Source organism: Pseudomonas sp. SDO5591_S426 (genome assembly GCF_054070755.1).
On the sequence record NZ_JBSVXD010000059.1, the window covers coordinates 1 to 13,786 of the forward strand.

Annotated in this window: 15 protein-coding genes; 6 read left to right on the forward strand and 9 right to left on the reverse strand. The window is 60.8% G+C overall.

Annotated elements, in window-relative coordinates:
* Nucleotides 1-92 precede the first annotated feature (92 nt).
* The 6 genes from ACW9JC_RS14065 to ACW9JC_RS14090 all read right to left on the reverse strand — a co-directional run bounded on the left by ACW9JC_RS14065 (nt 93) and on the right by ACW9JC_RS14090 (nt 5,858).
* Nucleotides 93-674 (reverse strand): GGDEF domain-containing protein, encoded by a 582-nt coding sequence (locus tag ACW9JC_RS14065; protein WP_457455474.1) that lies wholly within the window; start codon nt 672-674, stop codon nt 93-95.
* A gap of 73 nt (nt 675-747) precedes the next feature.
* A complete protein-coding gene (locus ACW9JC_RS14070; RefSeq protein ID WP_457455476.1) occupies nt 748-1,329 on the reverse strand; it encodes a hypothetical protein in 582 nt (193 codons plus the stop codon).
* 1 nt (nt 1,330) lies between these two features.
* Nucleotides 1,331-3,499 carry a molybdopterin cofactor-binding domain-containing protein gene (locus ACW9JC_RS14075; RefSeq protein ID WP_457455478.1) on the reverse strand — a complete coding sequence of 723 codons (2,169 nt, stop codon included), beginning with the start codon at nt 3,497-3,499 and terminating at the stop codon, nt 1,331-1,333.
* 7 nt (nt 3,500-3,506) lie between these two features.
* Nucleotides 3,507-3,962 carry a (2Fe-2S)-binding protein gene (locus ACW9JC_RS14080; RefSeq protein ID WP_160389805.1) on the reverse strand — a complete coding sequence of 152 codons (456 nt, stop codon included), beginning with the start codon at nt 3,960-3,962 and terminating at the stop codon, nt 3,507-3,509.
* Between the two features lie 493 nt (nt 3,963-4,455).
* Nucleotides 4,456-5,610 carry an NnrS family protein gene (locus tag ACW9JC_RS14085; protein ID WP_457455480.1) on the reverse strand — a complete coding sequence of 385 codons (1,155 nt, stop codon included), beginning with the start codon at nt 5,608-5,610 and terminating at the stop codon, nt 4,456-4,458.
* Nucleotides 5,610-5,858 (reverse strand): transmembrane sensor/regulator PpyR, encoded by a 249-nt coding sequence (locus ACW9JC_RS14090; RefSeq protein ID WP_457455482.1) that lies wholly within the window; start codon nt 5,856-5,858, stop codon nt 5,610-5,612. The genes ACW9JC_RS14085 and ACW9JC_RS14090 overlap by 1 nt, the downstream gene beginning before the upstream one ends.
* A gap of 264 nt (nt 5,859-6,122) precedes the next feature.
* Here ACW9JC_RS14090 and ACW9JC_RS14095 point away from each other — a divergent pair, with 264 nt between their 5' ends.
* A complete protein-coding gene (locus ACW9JC_RS14095; protein ID WP_457455484.1) occupies nt 6,123-6,626 on the forward strand; it encodes a VOC family protein in 504 nt (167 codons plus the stop codon).
* A gap of 33 nt (nt 6,627-6,659) precedes the next feature.
* Nucleotides 6,660-7,493 carry an AraC family transcriptional regulator gene (locus ACW9JC_RS14100; protein ID WP_457455486.1) on the forward strand — a complete coding sequence of 278 codons (834 nt, stop codon included), beginning with the start codon at nt 6,660-6,662 and terminating at the stop codon, nt 7,491-7,493.
* Here the strand turns inward: ACW9JC_RS14100 and ACW9JC_RS14105 are convergent, their stop codons facing one another.
* Both ACW9JC_RS14105 and ACW9JC_RS14110 read right to left on the reverse strand, forming a co-directional pair.
* Nucleotides 7,494-8,081 (reverse strand): LysE family translocator, encoded by a 588-nt coding sequence (locus ACW9JC_RS14105; RefSeq protein WP_338580461.1) that lies wholly within the window; start codon nt 8,079-8,081, stop codon nt 7,494-7,496. It lies immediately after the preceding gene.
* Nucleotides 8,082-8,171: 90 nt separating this feature from the next.
* A complete protein-coding gene (locus ACW9JC_RS14110) occupies nt 8,172-9,503 on the reverse strand; it encodes an aminotransferase-like domain-containing protein (protein WP_338580460.1) in 1,332 nt (443 codons plus the stop codon).
* A gap of 89 nt (nt 9,504-9,592) precedes the next feature.
* Between ACW9JC_RS14110 and ACW9JC_RS14115 the strand changes: the two genes are divergently transcribed.
* The gene (locus ACW9JC_RS14115) at nt 9,593-10,489 is read left to right on the forward strand and encodes a DMT family transporter (RefSeq protein ID WP_457455489.1); all 897 of its coding nucleotides are present in this window, start codon (nt 9,593-9,595) and stop codon (nt 10,487-10,489) included.
* Nucleotides 10,490-10,492: 3 nt separating this feature from the next.
* On the opposite strand, the gene ACW9JC_RS14120 is transcribed toward ACW9JC_RS14115, so the two are convergent.
* The gene (locus ACW9JC_RS14120) at nt 10,493-11,122 is read right to left on the reverse strand and encodes a DUF502 domain-containing protein (protein ID WP_457455491.1); all 630 of its coding nucleotides are present in this window, start codon (nt 11,120-11,122) and stop codon (nt 10,493-10,495) included.
* Nucleotides 11,123-11,322: 200 nt separating this feature from the next.
* Between ACW9JC_RS14120 and ACW9JC_RS14125 the strand changes: the two genes are divergently transcribed.
* From ACW9JC_RS14125 to ACW9JC_RS14135, 3 genes are read left to right on the forward strand one after another with little or no spacing between them, the layout of a single operon-like run.
* Nucleotides 11,323-11,943, forward strand: a complete 621-nt coding sequence (locus ACW9JC_RS14125; protein WP_457455493.1) for a LysE family translocator — start codon at nt 11,323-11,325, stop codon at nt 11,941-11,943.
* Nucleotides 11,944-11,998: 55 nt separating this feature from the next.
* Nucleotides 11,999-13,081 (forward strand): bifunctional transcriptional activator/DNA repair enzyme AdaA, encoded by a 1,083-nt coding sequence (locus tag ACW9JC_RS14130; protein ID WP_457455495.1) that lies wholly within the window; start codon nt 11,999-12,001, stop codon nt 13,079-13,081.
* Between the two features lie 26 nt (nt 13,082-13,107).
* Nucleotides 13,108-13,725: a DNA-3-methyladenine glycosylase family protein gene (locus tag ACW9JC_RS14135; RefSeq protein ID WP_457455497.1), complete on the forward strand. Its 618-nt coding sequence runs from the start codon at nt 13,108-13,110 to the stop codon at nt 13,723-13,725.
* Nucleotides 13,726-13,786 lie beyond the last annotated feature (61 nt).

Below are 13,786 nucleotides of genomic sequence, written 5' to 3' on the forward strand. Positions count from 1 at the left end.
ACAGGTCCTTTGGTGTACACAAACAATGTGATCGACAGAAATCACTGTGGGAGCGGGCTTGCCCGCGATGAGGCCAGTGCAGCAACACACGGCTACCGGCCCATCACCCTTTCAGCCTCAGCCAACAGCTCATCCACCGAACCATGCAGCGTCGGATCAAACTCGATCTGCCCGATGCTGAAACGAATATCAAACCCTCGATGCACCGTGGCATTGCGTTCATCGAGCATCTCTTCAAGCCGTGCCTTGATCGCCGTGAGATCCATGCTGCCGGAGCCAGTCAGCAACGCAACAAAGGTCGCGCCTTCCAGCCGGCCGATCACATCGCTTTCCCTGAAACCAATGCGCAGCACATCGGCAAAGGTTTTCAGGGCGTCGTCGCCCTCGGCGCGGCCAAACAGGTAGTTGATGCGTTTGAACTCATCGAGGTTGAAAAACAGCAGCGTCGCCGGCCGCTCCAGTTGTGCGCAGGCCTCCAGCCCCATATGGGCCAGTGCAATGAAACCGTGGCGATTGGGTAACAGGGTCAGCTCATCCATGCTTGCCATCTGCACGCCCGTCAGCTCTTTTTCAGCCTTGCGGGCCAGGTCGCGTAGCAGTTCGCGCTCCTGTAACGGCGTGCGTAATGGGTCTGCAACTACGCCTTTTTTGTGCGGCTTGCCTGAAATCAGCATCACATACTCCAGTGTGGGTATGTTCTTTAGAGCCCTCGATACCGGGTTTGACTCCCTGTTTACGGGCCGTTGGTCAGCTACCCACCACCGGACACGGCCCACCGGCATCCGCCCAGAGCTTGAATTGCGTGACGAAAATGTCATGCGGCACCGGCACCGGCGCGCGATTACCGCCAGGATTCCAGCCCCACAGCACCAGTTTGTCTTCACTGACATGCTTGATCAGCGCGGCGAAATCCCGGTCACCGTTGGCCTTGCGATCCTTGATCATGCTGCACAGTTTGTCCGCTGGCAGGCCGATCCAGGCCATTTTGTGCGCTGCCGGCGGCAGGCTCCAATGTGGCGCACCTGGCGGCGCCTTGGGGCCGTAACTGGCCGGTGGATTGGCTTCAGCGTGGCAACTGGCGCAAGGCAAACCGGCCGCGCCTTTGCCGTCCATGCCGCGCACGACATTCATCGCATGGGGCGTTCCGGCATCGAACTGCAACGGCGAATCACCGGGAATGTGGCAGTTCTGGCAACGCGGGCTCTGGAAGACCTGTCGCACGGTGTCGAAGGCTTTCAGCGCCGCCTTGTCATCGGCGAACAGCTCCGTTGCATAGATAAACAGGCAAAGCAGCAGCACCGAACCGAGCAACCAATGATGTCGTTTCATCTCACACCCCCGACAGCTGCAACGGCAGCTCACGCAGGCGTTGACCAGTCAGAGCGAACACCGCGTTGGCCACCGCCGGCGCCGTCGGCGGCACGCCGGCCTCGCCGATGCCTCCGGGTTTATCGCTGCTGGGCACGATGTGCACTTCAACCACCGGCATCTCGTTGAACCGCAGCACTTGATAGTCGTGGTAGTTGGATTGCACCACTTGGCCGCCCTTGAACGTCAGGTGACTGTGCAAGGTAAAGCCCAGGCCGAAGGCGATGCAGGACTCCATCTGCGCAGCAATGCTCTGCGGGTTCACCGCGATCCCGCAATCGACTGCACAGACCACGCGATGTACGCGGATCGCCAGGTTGTCCTGGGACACCTCGGCGACCTGCGCCACATAACTACCAAACGACTCATGCACCGCCACGCCCAAGGCATGGCCGTCCGGCAGCGGCGCTTTCCAATTGGCTTTTTCCACCGCAAGGTTCAACACGCCCAGGTGTCGCGGATGCTCCTTGAGCAGTGTCCGCCGGTACTCCACCGGGTCTTTGCCCGCCGCGCTGGCCAGTTCATCGATCAACGATTCCATGACAAACGCCGTATGACTGTGCCCCACCGACCGCAACCACAGCACACTGATGCCGGTTTTCGGTGAGTGCAGTTCAACCTGATGGTTGGCCATCCCCTCAAGGTAGGGACTGTCCGCCACACCTTCGACCGAGGTCTTGTCGATACCATCCTTGACCATGGCCGCTTCGAGCATGGTGCCAGCCATGATCGATTGGCCGACCATCACATGCTTCCACGCCACCGGCATGCCATCGGCTCCCAAACCGACCTGCGCCTGATGCAGGAAGGCCGAGCGGTAGTAGCCGCCGCGGATATCGTCCTCGCGCGCCCAAACGGTTTTTACCGGTCCACCGGCCGCTTTGGCGACGTACACCGCTTCGGCGACAAAGTCCGACGTCGGATTGGCTCGCCGACCGAAACCACCGCCAAGAAACTCGGTGTGGATCTCGACCTGCTCAGGTTTGAGCCCGGTGATTTTCCCGGCGACCATTTGGTCCAGGGTCTGGAACTGCGTGCCAGTCCAGATTTCGCATTTGTCTTTGCTGATTTTCACGGTGCAGTTGAGCGGTTCCATCGGTGCATGAGCCAGGTACGGCACGCTGTACTCGACATCGATTTTCTTTGCCGCTGTTGCCAGCGCAGCCTTGGTATCTCCCGCCTGACTGGCCGACAGACCGGGAGTGGCGGCGAGTTTGCGAAAGTCCTCCAGCAGTTTCTGACTGTCGAGCCCGGTGTTCGGCCCCAGGTCCCACTCGACGTGCAGCGCATCGCGCCCCAGCTTCGCCGCCCAATAGTGATCGGCGATCACTGCCACGCCGGTCGGCACCTGCACCACTTTGTGCACGCCGGGCACCGCCAGCGCTTCCGCGCCTTCGAAGGATTTGACGCTGCCGCCGAACACCGGCGAACGGGCGACCATGGCAGTCATCAGGCCGTCGAACTGCACATCCATGCCGAATTTTGCCCGACCGGTGATTTTCTCCGGCGTGTCCAGGCGCTTGGTGGGTTTGCCGATTAGCTTCCAGTCCTTGGCCTCTTTGAGCTTGATCGACGCAGGGTCCGGCACCGGGAGCTTGCCGGCGTCATCAGCCAGTTCGCCGTAAGTAGCGCGCTGGTCGCCAGCAATCACCACACCCGATTCGGTGCGAATCTGCGAAGGCGCCACGTTGAAGCGCTTCGCCGCCGCCTCGATCAACATCAATCGCGCTGCCGCACCCGCCTGGCGATAGCGATCGAACTCCATCCAGGTCGAGGTCGAGCCACCGGTTATCTGCATCCCGCCGAAACCGGCCAAACCATAATCGGCGGCTGAGGCTGGCGAATGTTCGACCTTTATTTTCGACCAGTCAGCGTCCAGCTCTTCAGCGATCAGCATGGTCAGGCCAGTCCAGATGCCTTGGCCCATTTCCGAATGGCCGAGCAATACCGTGACGCTGTTGTCGTTGCCGATGCGCAGGAAGGCGTTGGGGGCGAACACGTTGCCCTGGTTCTCGGCTGCCCCCGCAAAACGATGGGCACCGGGAATGACAAACGCCACCACCAGCCCACCGCCCAACACGGCAGAACCCTTGAGAAAACCGCGACGCGATAACGGGTTGAGACTGTTCATGGCCACCTCAACCCAACTCGGCGGCGCGTTTGACCGCGGCGCGGATTCTTGGATAGGTGCCGCAACGGCAGATGTTGCCCGACAGCGCCTGATCGATGTCGCTGTCGGTCGGTTGCGGAATCTTCGCCAGCAACGCCGCCGCCGACATGATCTGCCCGGACTGGCAGTAACCGCACTGCACCACGTCGAGCTCAGCCCAGGCTTGTTGCACCGGGTGCGAGCCGTCGGTGGACAGGCCTTCGATGGTGAGGATTTTTTGCCCATGGGCCACGGCCGTGGCGGGGGTGATGCAAGAGCGTAGTGGAGCGCCATCGACGTGCACGGTGCAGGCGCCGCATTGGGCCATGCCACAGCCGAATTTGGTCCCGGTCAAGTGCGCGACATCGCGCAAGACCCAGAGCAACGGCATGTCCGCAGGGACATCCAGCTCCTGGTCCTGACCATTGATGTTCAGGGTCAACATTGCGAAGGTCCTCAGACTCACGGTGTTCTGAAGGGGGCGTCGCTGTGGTGATCTGGAACCTACGCGCGCCTCGGGTTATCCCTACAGCTAAGCGCAAATTGATCGGGGGGCTGGGGTGTATCGACCACCGGTCACTTAAGCCGCCGGCGGTGGTTGTCTTGAAGGTGTACATATCCGTTGTTTTTGTAACGGCGAGTTATGGTTCCGCCCTTACGGCGGGTCACTTTCGAAGAGCCGGAATGCCAGCCCAGACGAAAGTAACCAAAGCGCTTTGCCCCTGACGTTCGGCCTCACGATGGGGCGAATACCGCAACAGCACCGTGGGGCGGCCTACCGGCCGGCCTGTCTCTTTAGGCATGCGCGTTTCTTTGTAGGAGCTGTCGAGTGCAACGAGGCTGCGATCTTTTGATCTGGTGCATCCGCAAAATTCTGGTCGGCTGTCAGGTCGGCATCGCCAGCAGGCTGGCTCCCACAGATACCGTGTTACAACAGACTAAACCCTCGGCCCAAACAAAACCCCGGTATAACGCAACAAAAACAACCCAAACGCCACACACCAAAACAACGCCGACATAGCAAGTCCCCACCCAGAAAACGGCACCAACACCACCCGCAAAACCCCCGCAAACAACACCAGAACAAACCCCGCAACAATCGCTTTCGAAGGCACCAAAGCGCGCCCGGTATGCCCCAGACTAACCCGAGCAATCATCGCCAGAATCAACCCGCCCACACCACCCACCGCCAGCGAATGCGTCGCCAGACTCTGCTGCGGCAACAACCCCAAGTGCCACAACGCCATGGCAAAAACCGCCACCACCAGCCACACGTAAGACAGATACAACGACCACAACAACGGCACACCCCACATGCCGCGGTCATGCCATCGCCACAGACGAAACACGTGCAAAACACCCATCAACAAAAACACCGCCGCCAACCAAAGCCTGGGCACGTCGTGCAAGCCAAGGGCAAATGTCAGCGCAACAAAAAAACCACTCACCATCAGGACCCGCGTCGGCCATGGATTGGCAATCGGTGAAGCCGGACGATTCAATCCACGCTGGACAAAGAACGGAATCACCCGCCCGCCAATCACACTCATCAGCGCAGCCACCAGCCACAACGCGGCCAACACACCACGCCGTTGCAGGCCGGCGTCGTCGAGCCAGATCCCCCACAGCGTCATGGCCTGACACCCCGCCAGCAACGCGACCATCAATAGAATCGGATAATTGTCGCGCTTGCGTGCAGCCACCAGATCGCGGCCCAGCACCACGGCCAGCAGCGGCAGGAAAGGTACTTGCAGCAACAGCAACACCGCAGGAGAAACCGGCAACAACCAGACGATCCGTGCCAGCAGCCAAACCAGCACCAGCCCGATCAACGGCCAGCCCTTGAGCCCCGGTCGGCCCGTCCAGTTCGGCACCGCCGTCAGCAGGAACCCGGCGATGATCGCCACGGCGAAGCCGAACGGCATTTCATGCCGGTGCCAGGCGAGCATGCCGCCCACCGGTTGCGCGCCGGGTAATCGGCCGTACAGCCACAGCGCCCAGATCGCTACCGCCAGTGCGGCGAACGCGGCTCCCGCCAGGAAGAACGGACGAAAGCCGAGACTGAAGACGGGGGCGGCGGCCAGTTTGCGCATCAGGCCAGCGCCACTTTCAGCGGCTTGCTCAACCGGTGCTGGGACAGCAGGCGCATCACGTAGCCGATTTTCAGCAGGGTCGGGCCGATGATGGTCATCGCGTGCAACGACACCAGCGCCAGGATCGACAGGTGACCGTCATAAAGGTAAGCGCCGTAGATCCCGGCCAGCAGCATCGCCAGGCCAACGCCGAGTACACGGCTTGAGAGTTGCAGAACATTCTGAGGATTGCTGAAGAAATGGAACATTTTCCGTACTCCTGTCGCAGTTCAGTTGTACGTAAGGTGTATCAAGTCTCGTGCCAGATTTTGAAGCCTTATAAATCAGTTACTTGATAAAACATGAGTCATATCGACTCCACCCATAAATAGTCTTATCGACAAATACAGAGGTCAATTTGACTTCTTTTTACACATCTCCCAACACACTTGTCGATCTACGGCACAACCAGACAAGCCGAGGCTGGCTACGCTGATAGTCCAGCATGCAAAAACCTGCCAAGGAGACCCGCCATGCTCCACGCTCAAAAACTCACGCCCTGCCTGTGGTTCGATGGTCAGGCCGAAGAGGCTGCGAATTTCTATTGTGCGATCTTCGATCACGCAAAAATCACCGCCATCACGCATTACGGCAAGGCTGGCCAAGAGGTTCACGGTCACGCCGAGGGTTCGGTACTGACGGTCAGCTTCGAACTCGATGGACAGACGTTCACCGGCCTCAACGGTGGTCCGAACTTCAAGTTCAACGAAGCGATCTCGTTCCAGGTCAACTGCCAGACCCAGGAAGAAGTCGACCACTTCTGGGGCCGGTTGTCCGCTGGCGGGCCGGTTGAGGCGCAGCAGTGCGGCTGGCTCAAGGATAAATACGGCGTGTCGTGGCAGATCGTGCCGGTGGCGATGATGGAGATGCTCAAAGACCCTGACACAACCAAATCCCAGCGCGCCATGGCGGCGATGATGCAAATGAAAAAACTCGATATCGCCGAGCTGAAACGAGCCTTTAACGGCGAGAGCTAATACACTCCGACGCTGATCTGCCAAGGACTGACCATGAAGCTCTGCAAGCCCAAGGACACCGACAAGGCTCCGCGTTTCTGGCGCGATGACGCCCTGCCCTTCATCGAGGCGCGCGCCATCGCCGATGGGCGCGAGGTCTGCTACACCCGGCACTCCCACGAGCACTTTTCCATCGGTGCGATCACCGCCGGGCGCAGCACCTATGTCCACGAGCAATCACAGTTCGAGGTCAGCGTCGGCACCGTAGTGCTGATGAATCCCGCCGATGTGCATGCCTGCAATCCGATCGACGACCAGCCCTGGTCGTACCTGATGTTGTACGTCGATACCGCGTGGCTCACGGATTTGCAGCATCAGCTTGGCTTCAGCGATGACCTGGCGTTTCGCCGATTTGCGATCACCCACACCGCTGATTTGGCCTTGTTCGCGGGGCTGGAAGGTTTGTATGAAGTGCTGGTCGATCCGCAGCAGGATGTGCTGCGCAAACACAGCGCGGCGGTGGAGTTTTTCAGCGAAGTGCAGCTACGGCTGAACCCCATCGATCAGCCGTTACGCGAGCCGAATTTCAAACTGGAACGCGCCGCCGATTTCATCCGCGAACACTGCACGCATATGCTCAAGCTCGAAGACATTTGCGAGGCGGCGCAGTTGTCGCCGTCGTACCTGATCCGCGCATTCAAGCAGCATTACGGCATGACGCCCCACGCCTTCCTGGTCAACCGGCGCATCCAGTTCGCCCGGGATCAATTGCGCAGCGGCAAGCTGATCGCCGATGTTGCACTCGAAGCAGGATTTGCCGATCAGGCGCATTTTCAACGGGCGTTCAAACAGCATCTGGCGGCGACGCCGGGACAGTATCGCGGCTGATTAAGGCAACAGCAGATACACCGCACTCACCGCCAGCAACAACGCCATGACCCGGTTGAACCAGCGCATGCCCGCCGGGTTGTTCAGATAGCCGCGCAAGAACGTCCCGGCATAGGCCCAACACCCGACCGAGACGTAGCAAATCACCAGATACACCGCCGCGAATTGCCACACCAGCCGCGCCTCGCCATCGGCAACGAATGCGCCCATGCCGGCCACGCAGGCCAGCCAGGCCTTCGGATTGAGCCATTGCATCACCGCGCCATACAACATCGACGGCGCGCGGCCCGAGTCCTTCGCCTCCAGTTGCCCGTTGTCGGCCGCCAGTTTGAACGCCATGTACAACAGGAACGCCACACCAGCCCATTGCACAACCTGGGTCATGGCCGGCCAAATCTGCAACAACTCATGCAAGCCAAGCCCCATCAGCACCAACAGCAACACAAACCCCAGGGTCGCCCCGGCCACATGCCGCTGACTGGCCTTGAAGCCGAAACGCGCCCCCGAACTCAATGCCACGATGTTCACCGGCCCCGGCGTGATTGAAGCGGCCAGCGCAAACGCGGCCATGGACATGATCAAACTCATCGCACACCTACTCTCAGTCAATTGAACCAGGCCCCACGGTAAAGAGCCCAGTGGTGCACGTATTGAAGAAAACTGCCCTGAGAGCGCTTGTTACGAGTAATAGCCAACCACCCTCTTCACCTTCACCAATGCCTGGCGCAACGAGTCCATGTCCACCGAACCCAGTGCCAGGCGAATCGCGTGCGGTACATGGGTGGTGATGGCAAAGGGTTCGGCGGGCGACACCGACACCTGCTCGCGCATCAACGCCATGGCGATCTGGTCGGCACGGGCGTCTTCGGCCAACGGCAGCCAGATGAAATACGACGACGGATGGCTGATGGTCCTGAGCCCCGCCAGCACCTCGCGCGCCAGCGCTTGTCGGGCCTGAGCGTCCGCACGTTTTTGCGCTTCCAGTTTGAGCACGGTGCCGTCGTCGAGCCAGGCCGTGGCAATCGCCGTCATCACGCCCGGCGTGTTCCACGTGGTCGCCATGATCGTGCGTTCAAACCCGGCGATCCATTGCGCTGGCGCGGCGATAAAGCCGACGCGCAAACCGGTGGCGATGTTCTTCGATAAACCGCTGACGTACACGGTTCGCTCCGGCGCCATTTCAGCCAGCGGTGGCGGTACGTTTTCGGCGAGAAACGCGTAGGCCGCATCCTCGATGATCGTCAGGTCATGCTGGCGCGCAATCGCCACCAACCGTTCGCGCTGCTCGACATCCATCACCCAGCCCAGCGGATTGTGCAAAGTCGGCATCGAGTACACGGCGCGTACCGGACGGCTGCGACAGAGTTTCTCCAGTGCGGCCAAATCAGGCCCGTTTTCCGTCACGGGAATGGGCAAGACTTCAAGGTGCAGTGTCTCGGCCAGCGTCTTGAAACCCGGATAGGTCAACGCGTCAGCGGCGATCACGTCGCCGGGCTTGAGCAGCGTCATCATCACCACCGCCAGGCCATGCTGGGCGCCGCTGACGATCAACACCTGTTCAGCCGGCACACTCAAACCCCGCTCGCCCAAATGCCGCGCGACTGAAGCGCGTTCGTGCAGGCGTCCGGCGTGGGGCTGGTAGCGCAGAAGGGCTTCGAGATCGCCGGACAACGCGAGCTGACGCAGCGCGTTGCGCAACAGGTCAGCTTGTCCGGGCAATGACGGATAGTTGAAGTTCAGATCGATCATGCCCGCCGCCACCACGGACTGCGAAATACCCTGCCCCGGTGGCAGCGAAGTTTCCCTGACAAACGTCCCGCGCCCGGTTTCGCCGCTGACCAGGCCCATGCTTTCAAGTTCGGCATACACCCGGCTGGCAGTGACCAGCGCCAGGCCGTGCTCGGTGGCTAGTTGCCGATGCGTCGGCAGGCGCGTACCGGGCGGCAGTTGCCCCGATCGGATGTCAGCAGCAAAGGCGTCAACCAGGGTCTTGTAGCGGGAACGAGGCATGTCGAGATGTATCCATGACAATTTTTTGATTGTATTGATACTCAGCCATACGATGGCTTTCGTGCAATCAATAAGTGAGCGTGAGCCAAATGGAACGGACTTCGAACCTGCAAAACCGGACGCTGGACAGCAATACCAGCGGCTGGATCAACGGCCTGATCGGTGTGGTGATCTTCAGCGGTTCGCTGCCGGCGACTCGGCTGGCGGTGCTCGAATTTGACCCGGTATTCCTGACCGTCGCCCGCGCCACCATCGCGGCGATTCTGGCGCTGTGCCTGCTGCTGTTATTCAAGGAAAAACGCCCTGCGCGCAGTCAAATCGTGCCGCTGATCATCGTGGCTATGGGCGTGGTGGTCGGCTTTCCCCTGTTGACCGCGCTGGCGTTGCAGTACGTGACCTCGGCGCACTCCATCGTCTTCGTCGGCCTGCTGCCACTCGCGACGGCGGTGTTCGGTGTACTGCGCGGCGGCGAGCGCCCACGGCCGGTGTTCTGGATTTTCTCGGTACTGGGCAGTCTGCTGGTGGTCGGGTTCGCCGCCTCCCAAGGCCTGACCGCCTCACCGCAGGGCGACATCCTGATGCTGTTGGCGATCCTGGCCTGCGGCCTCGGTTATGCCGAAGGCGCGAAGTTGTCGCGCACACTCGGTGGTTGGCAAGTGATTTCCTGGGCGCTGGTGCTGGCATTGCCGGTGATGGCGGCGCTGACTTGGTGGCGGATGCCGGCGTCTTTCAGCGGGATCAGCACGCCAGCGTGGTTCAGCCTGGCGTACGTGTCGCTGTTCAGCATGCTGATCGGTTTCGTGTTCTGGTATCGCGGGCTCGCCCAAGGCGGAATTGCCGCCGTCGGCCAACTGCAACTGCTGCAACCGTTTTTTGGTTTGGCACTGGCCGCGACTTTGCTGCACGAACACGTCAGCATTGGCATGCTTGGCGTCACGCTCGCGGTGATCCTCTGCGTCGCCGGAGCGAAGCGATTCGCCAAATAACACTCAAGGCAATGTGTCGACCTTGTGCGTCGTCACTGCGGGGTCCCGCCGGGCGTTTTCCATGGCCGCCACCAGGTCCTTGGCACCCGAGCCCCATTTCGAAATGACCTTGAAGGCGTCGGTGAAGGACACGTCCAGCGGATGCACGCGGCTGGCTTCGAGGATGTAGATCGCACCAGCCAATGGCGTCGGCACCGACGGCACGAAAATGGTGTAGCGACCATCCTCGAACACCTCGATGATGAAGGCCGGGACCAGCGCCTCTTCGATCTCGACCAGCGCGGGTTTCCACACCGTCTGGTGGCTGTCTCCCGCCACCTGCTGCGTCAGGCTGCGGAACAGTCCGTAGCCGGGAATGCGTTCGAACAAACCCTTTTCCGCTCGTTCCCGGGCCGCTCTACCCAATCGCGTACGCAGGCCTGCGCCGATCAGGAAGCAGATCAACAACACCAGGATCAACGACAAGAATTGTTCGGCAGGCAGCCACTCCGGAAGGATTTTGGTGAAGGGCCGCACCAGTTGCCCGAGGGATTTCATGCCCTTGAGCAACACCAGAATGGCCAGGTAGATCGGGATGATGACCAGCAGACCAGCGATCACTCTTTTGGTGAAATACCCAAGTACCTGTTTCATGTGCACTACCCTCGTCGAAGGACCGGGCCGCGCGAACCAACGTCGGCTGATTGACGATAGTACGAGACCGCCGGCCTCACAAGGACAGGACCGGCGCCGGGCAACAGCCCCTTGTACGGTGATTTCTTCCCGTGACTGTATGGGTCAGGCACCACGAATGTCGTGATAAAAATACGGTTCTCGCTACAGGAGCCGCCCCCATGGACCTCGCCACCCTCACACTCTTTCTGCCGGCCTGCTTCGCCCTGAACATGGCGCCGGGGCCGAACAACCTGCTGTCGGTCAGCAACTCGACGCGCTACGGCTACCGCACCGCGTGTGTGGCCGGCGTCGGCCGCTTGCTGGCGTTCGCCGGGATGATCGCCCTCGCCTCGGCGGGCCTGGCGGTGGTGCTGCAAACCTCTGAGCTGTTGTTCTACGGAATCAAGATTCTGGGCGCTGCGTACCTGTTCTACCTCGCCTGGCAACTGTGGCGGGCTGACCCCGGTGTAGAAAACGTATCGACCGGCGCGCAAGCCGGATTGCTGGCATTGGCCCGACAGGAGTTTCTGGTGGCGGCGGGCAATCCCAAGGCGATCCTGATCTTCACCGCGTTCCTGCCGCAATTCGTCGACCCGACCCGCGCTATCACCCCGCAGTTCGCGGTGTTGGGCGCAATGTTCCTGATGTTGGAATGGATCGCCATCGCAGCCTACGCCTACATGGGTTTGCACATGCGACGCTGGTTCGCCAAGCCGTCGGGCAAGCGGATATTCAACCGTTGCTGCGCGGGGTTGTTGTCGGCGGCAGCCTCGGTGTTGCTGATGGCGCGGCGGGCCTGAATTCCCTGTCGATTTTCCGGTGGAGGCCGGCCATGACGCGTTCTATGCTGCGCCCATGAACCTACAAAACACGCTGTTGCCGCCCCACGCCGAGATGGTTCGCGCCATGCTCGAACGAGACACCGCCTACGAGGGGGTGTTCTTCACGGCGGTCAAGACCACCGGGATCTTCTGCCGACCAGGCTGCACCGCACGCAGCCCGAAACCGGAGAATGTCGAGTTCTTCGCTCACACCGATGAATGCCTTGCGGCGGGCTACCGCGCGTGCCTGCGTTGCAAACCCATGGACGCTGCTGCGATCGCGCCGGACTGGGTGCAGAAGCTGTTCAGATCGGTAGACATTGATCCCGAGCTGCGCTGGACAGATGCGCAGTTGCAGGCCGAAGGTATCGAACCGCTGAAATTGCGCCGCTGGTTCAAGCAGCATTTCGGCATGACCTTTCATGCCTGGCTGCGCACCCGACGGCTGGGCATGGCGTTGGGCGGAATCAAACAGGGCGATTCGATCGACAGCGCGGCGTTCGATTCAGGTTACGAATCCCTGAGCGGGTTTCGCGATGCCTTCCAAAAGTCTTTCCACATCACACCGGGTCGCGCCGCCAACAGTGAGCCCTTGCTGTTCACCCGGCTGACCACGCCGCTGGGGCCGATGATCGCCATGGCCGAACGCCGTGGACTGGTGCTGCTGGAGTTTCTCGACCAGCCTTCGCTGACCCGCGAAGTGGATGCACTACAGAATCGCTATGGCTACGCCGTAGCCCCCGGGCACAACGGGCATTTACAGCAAATCGAAGAGCAACTGGCCGCGTATTTTGCCGGTAACCGCACTGAATTCAGCGTGGCCCTGCACATGCCCGGCAGCGAGTTCTCCCGCCAGGTCTGGGCCGAACTGGCAAAAATCCCCTACGGCCGGACTACCACTTACGGTGCTATCGCAGCGACGCTCGGCAAGCCTGGTGCCAGTCGCGCCGTGGGCCTGGCCAACGGGCACAACCGCCTCTCGATTGTCGTGCCCTGCCATCGGGTGATCGGTGCCGATGGCTCGTTGACGGGCTACGCTGGAGGCCAGCCGCGCAAGGCGTTTCTGCTCAGGCTGGAAAACGCGGCGGTGCAGATCACTGAACAACTCGCACTCTGATCTTCGTCAGCACTCAAGGATGCTTGATGTCCGACCTTTATTTGCCCGCGACGAAATTCCTGGCGTCTATCGATGACGATTGGCGTCGGCATATCGCCGCCGTCGGCCCGTGCCTGCATCAACCCCACGCGGCTCGTGATCCCTATGAGTCGCTGGTGCGGGCGATTGCCTATCAACAACTGCACGCCAAGGCCGGGGATGCGATTGTCGGTCGGCTGCTGGCGTTGTTTCCAGCGAGCGCGTTCCCGCGACCGGAGCAAATCGTCGCCACTGATTTCGACCGACTGCGCAGTTGCGGCTTTTCCGCCGGCAAGATCGCGACCATCCACGGCATCGCCCAGGCGGCGCTGAATGGCGTAGTGCCGGATTACGCCACGGCGCTGGCCATGGACGATGAGGCGCTGATCGAACGATTGATCACCCTGCGTGGCGTCGGTCGCTGGACCGTCGAGATGCTGTTGATCTACAGCCTCGAACGACCGGATATTTTGCCGGCCGATGACTTTGGCGTGCGTGAGGGGTATCGGCGGCTAAAGGGGCTGGAGGTGCAGCCGACGCGCAAGCAGATGATTGAGATCGGGTTGGCGTGGAGTCCTTATCGGACTGTGGCTGCCTGGTATTTGTGGCGGGTACCCACCCGGTAGACCGCGTTATCGTTTATCGCGGGCAAGCCCGCTCCCACAGGTTTACCGGTATACATACATT

What these genes read in the sequence shown, in the direction of transcription:
- ACW9JC_RS14065 (WP_457455474.1), bottom strand. Translation starts at nt 674, where the DNA reads ATGCTGATTTCAGGCAAGCCGCACAAAAAAGGCGTAGTTGCAGACCCA.
- ACW9JC_RS14110 (WP_338580460.1), bottom strand. Translation starts at nt 9,503, where the DNA reads ATGCCTCGTTCCCGCTACAAGACCCTGGTTGACGCCTTTGCTGCTGAC.
- ACW9JC_RS14075 (WP_457455478.1), bottom strand. Translation starts at nt 3,499, where the DNA reads ATGAACAGTCTCAACCCGTTATCGCGTCGCGGTTTTCTCAAGGGTTCT.
- ACW9JC_RS14070 (WP_457455476.1), bottom strand. Translation starts at nt 1,329, where the DNA reads ATGAAACGACATCATTGGTTGCTCGGTTCGGTGCTGCTGCTTTGCCTG.
- ACW9JC_RS14085 (WP_457455480.1), bottom strand. Translation starts at nt 5,610, where the DNA reads ATGCGCAAACTGGCCGCCGCCCCCGTCTTCAGTCTCGGCTTTCGTCCG.
- ACW9JC_RS14130 (WP_457455495.1), top strand. Translation starts at nt 11,999, where the DNA reads ATGAACCTACAAAACACGCTGTTGCCGCCCCACGCCGAGATGGTTCGC.
- ACW9JC_RS14125 (WP_457455493.1), top strand. Translation starts at nt 11,323, where the DNA reads ATGGACCTCGCCACCCTCACACTCTTTCTGCCGGCCTGCTTCGCCCTG.
- ACW9JC_RS14115 (WP_457455489.1), top strand. Translation starts at nt 9,593, where the DNA reads ATGGAACGGACTTCGAACCTGCAAAACCGGACGCTGGACAGCAATACC.
- ACW9JC_RS14120 (WP_457455491.1), bottom strand. Translation starts at nt 11,122, where the DNA reads ATGAAACAGGTACTTGGGTATTTCACCAAAAGAGTGATCGCTGGTCTG.
- ACW9JC_RS14080 (WP_160389805.1), bottom strand. Translation starts at nt 3,962, where the DNA reads ATGTTGACCCTGAACATCAATGGTCAGGACCAGGAGCTGGATGTCCCT.
- ACW9JC_RS14100 (WP_457455486.1), top strand. Translation starts at nt 6,660, where the DNA reads ATGAAGCTCTGCAAGCCCAAGGACACCGACAAGGCTCCGCGTTTCTGG.
- ACW9JC_RS14135 (WP_457455497.1), top strand. Translation starts at nt 13,108, where the DNA reads ATGTCCGACCTTTATTTGCCCGCGACGAAATTCCTGGCGTCTATCGAT.
- ACW9JC_RS14090 (WP_457455482.1), bottom strand. Translation starts at nt 5,858, where the DNA reads ATGTTCCATTTCTTCAGCAATCCTCAGAATGTTCTGCAACTCTCAAGC.
- ACW9JC_RS14095 (WP_457455484.1), top strand. Translation starts at nt 6,123, where the DNA reads ATGCTCCACGCTCAAAAACTCACGCCCTGCCTGTGGTTCGATGGTCAG.
- ACW9JC_RS14105 (WP_338580461.1), bottom strand. Translation starts at nt 8,081, where the DNA reads ATGAGTTTGATCATGTCCATGGCCGCGTTTGCGCTGGCCGCTTCAATC.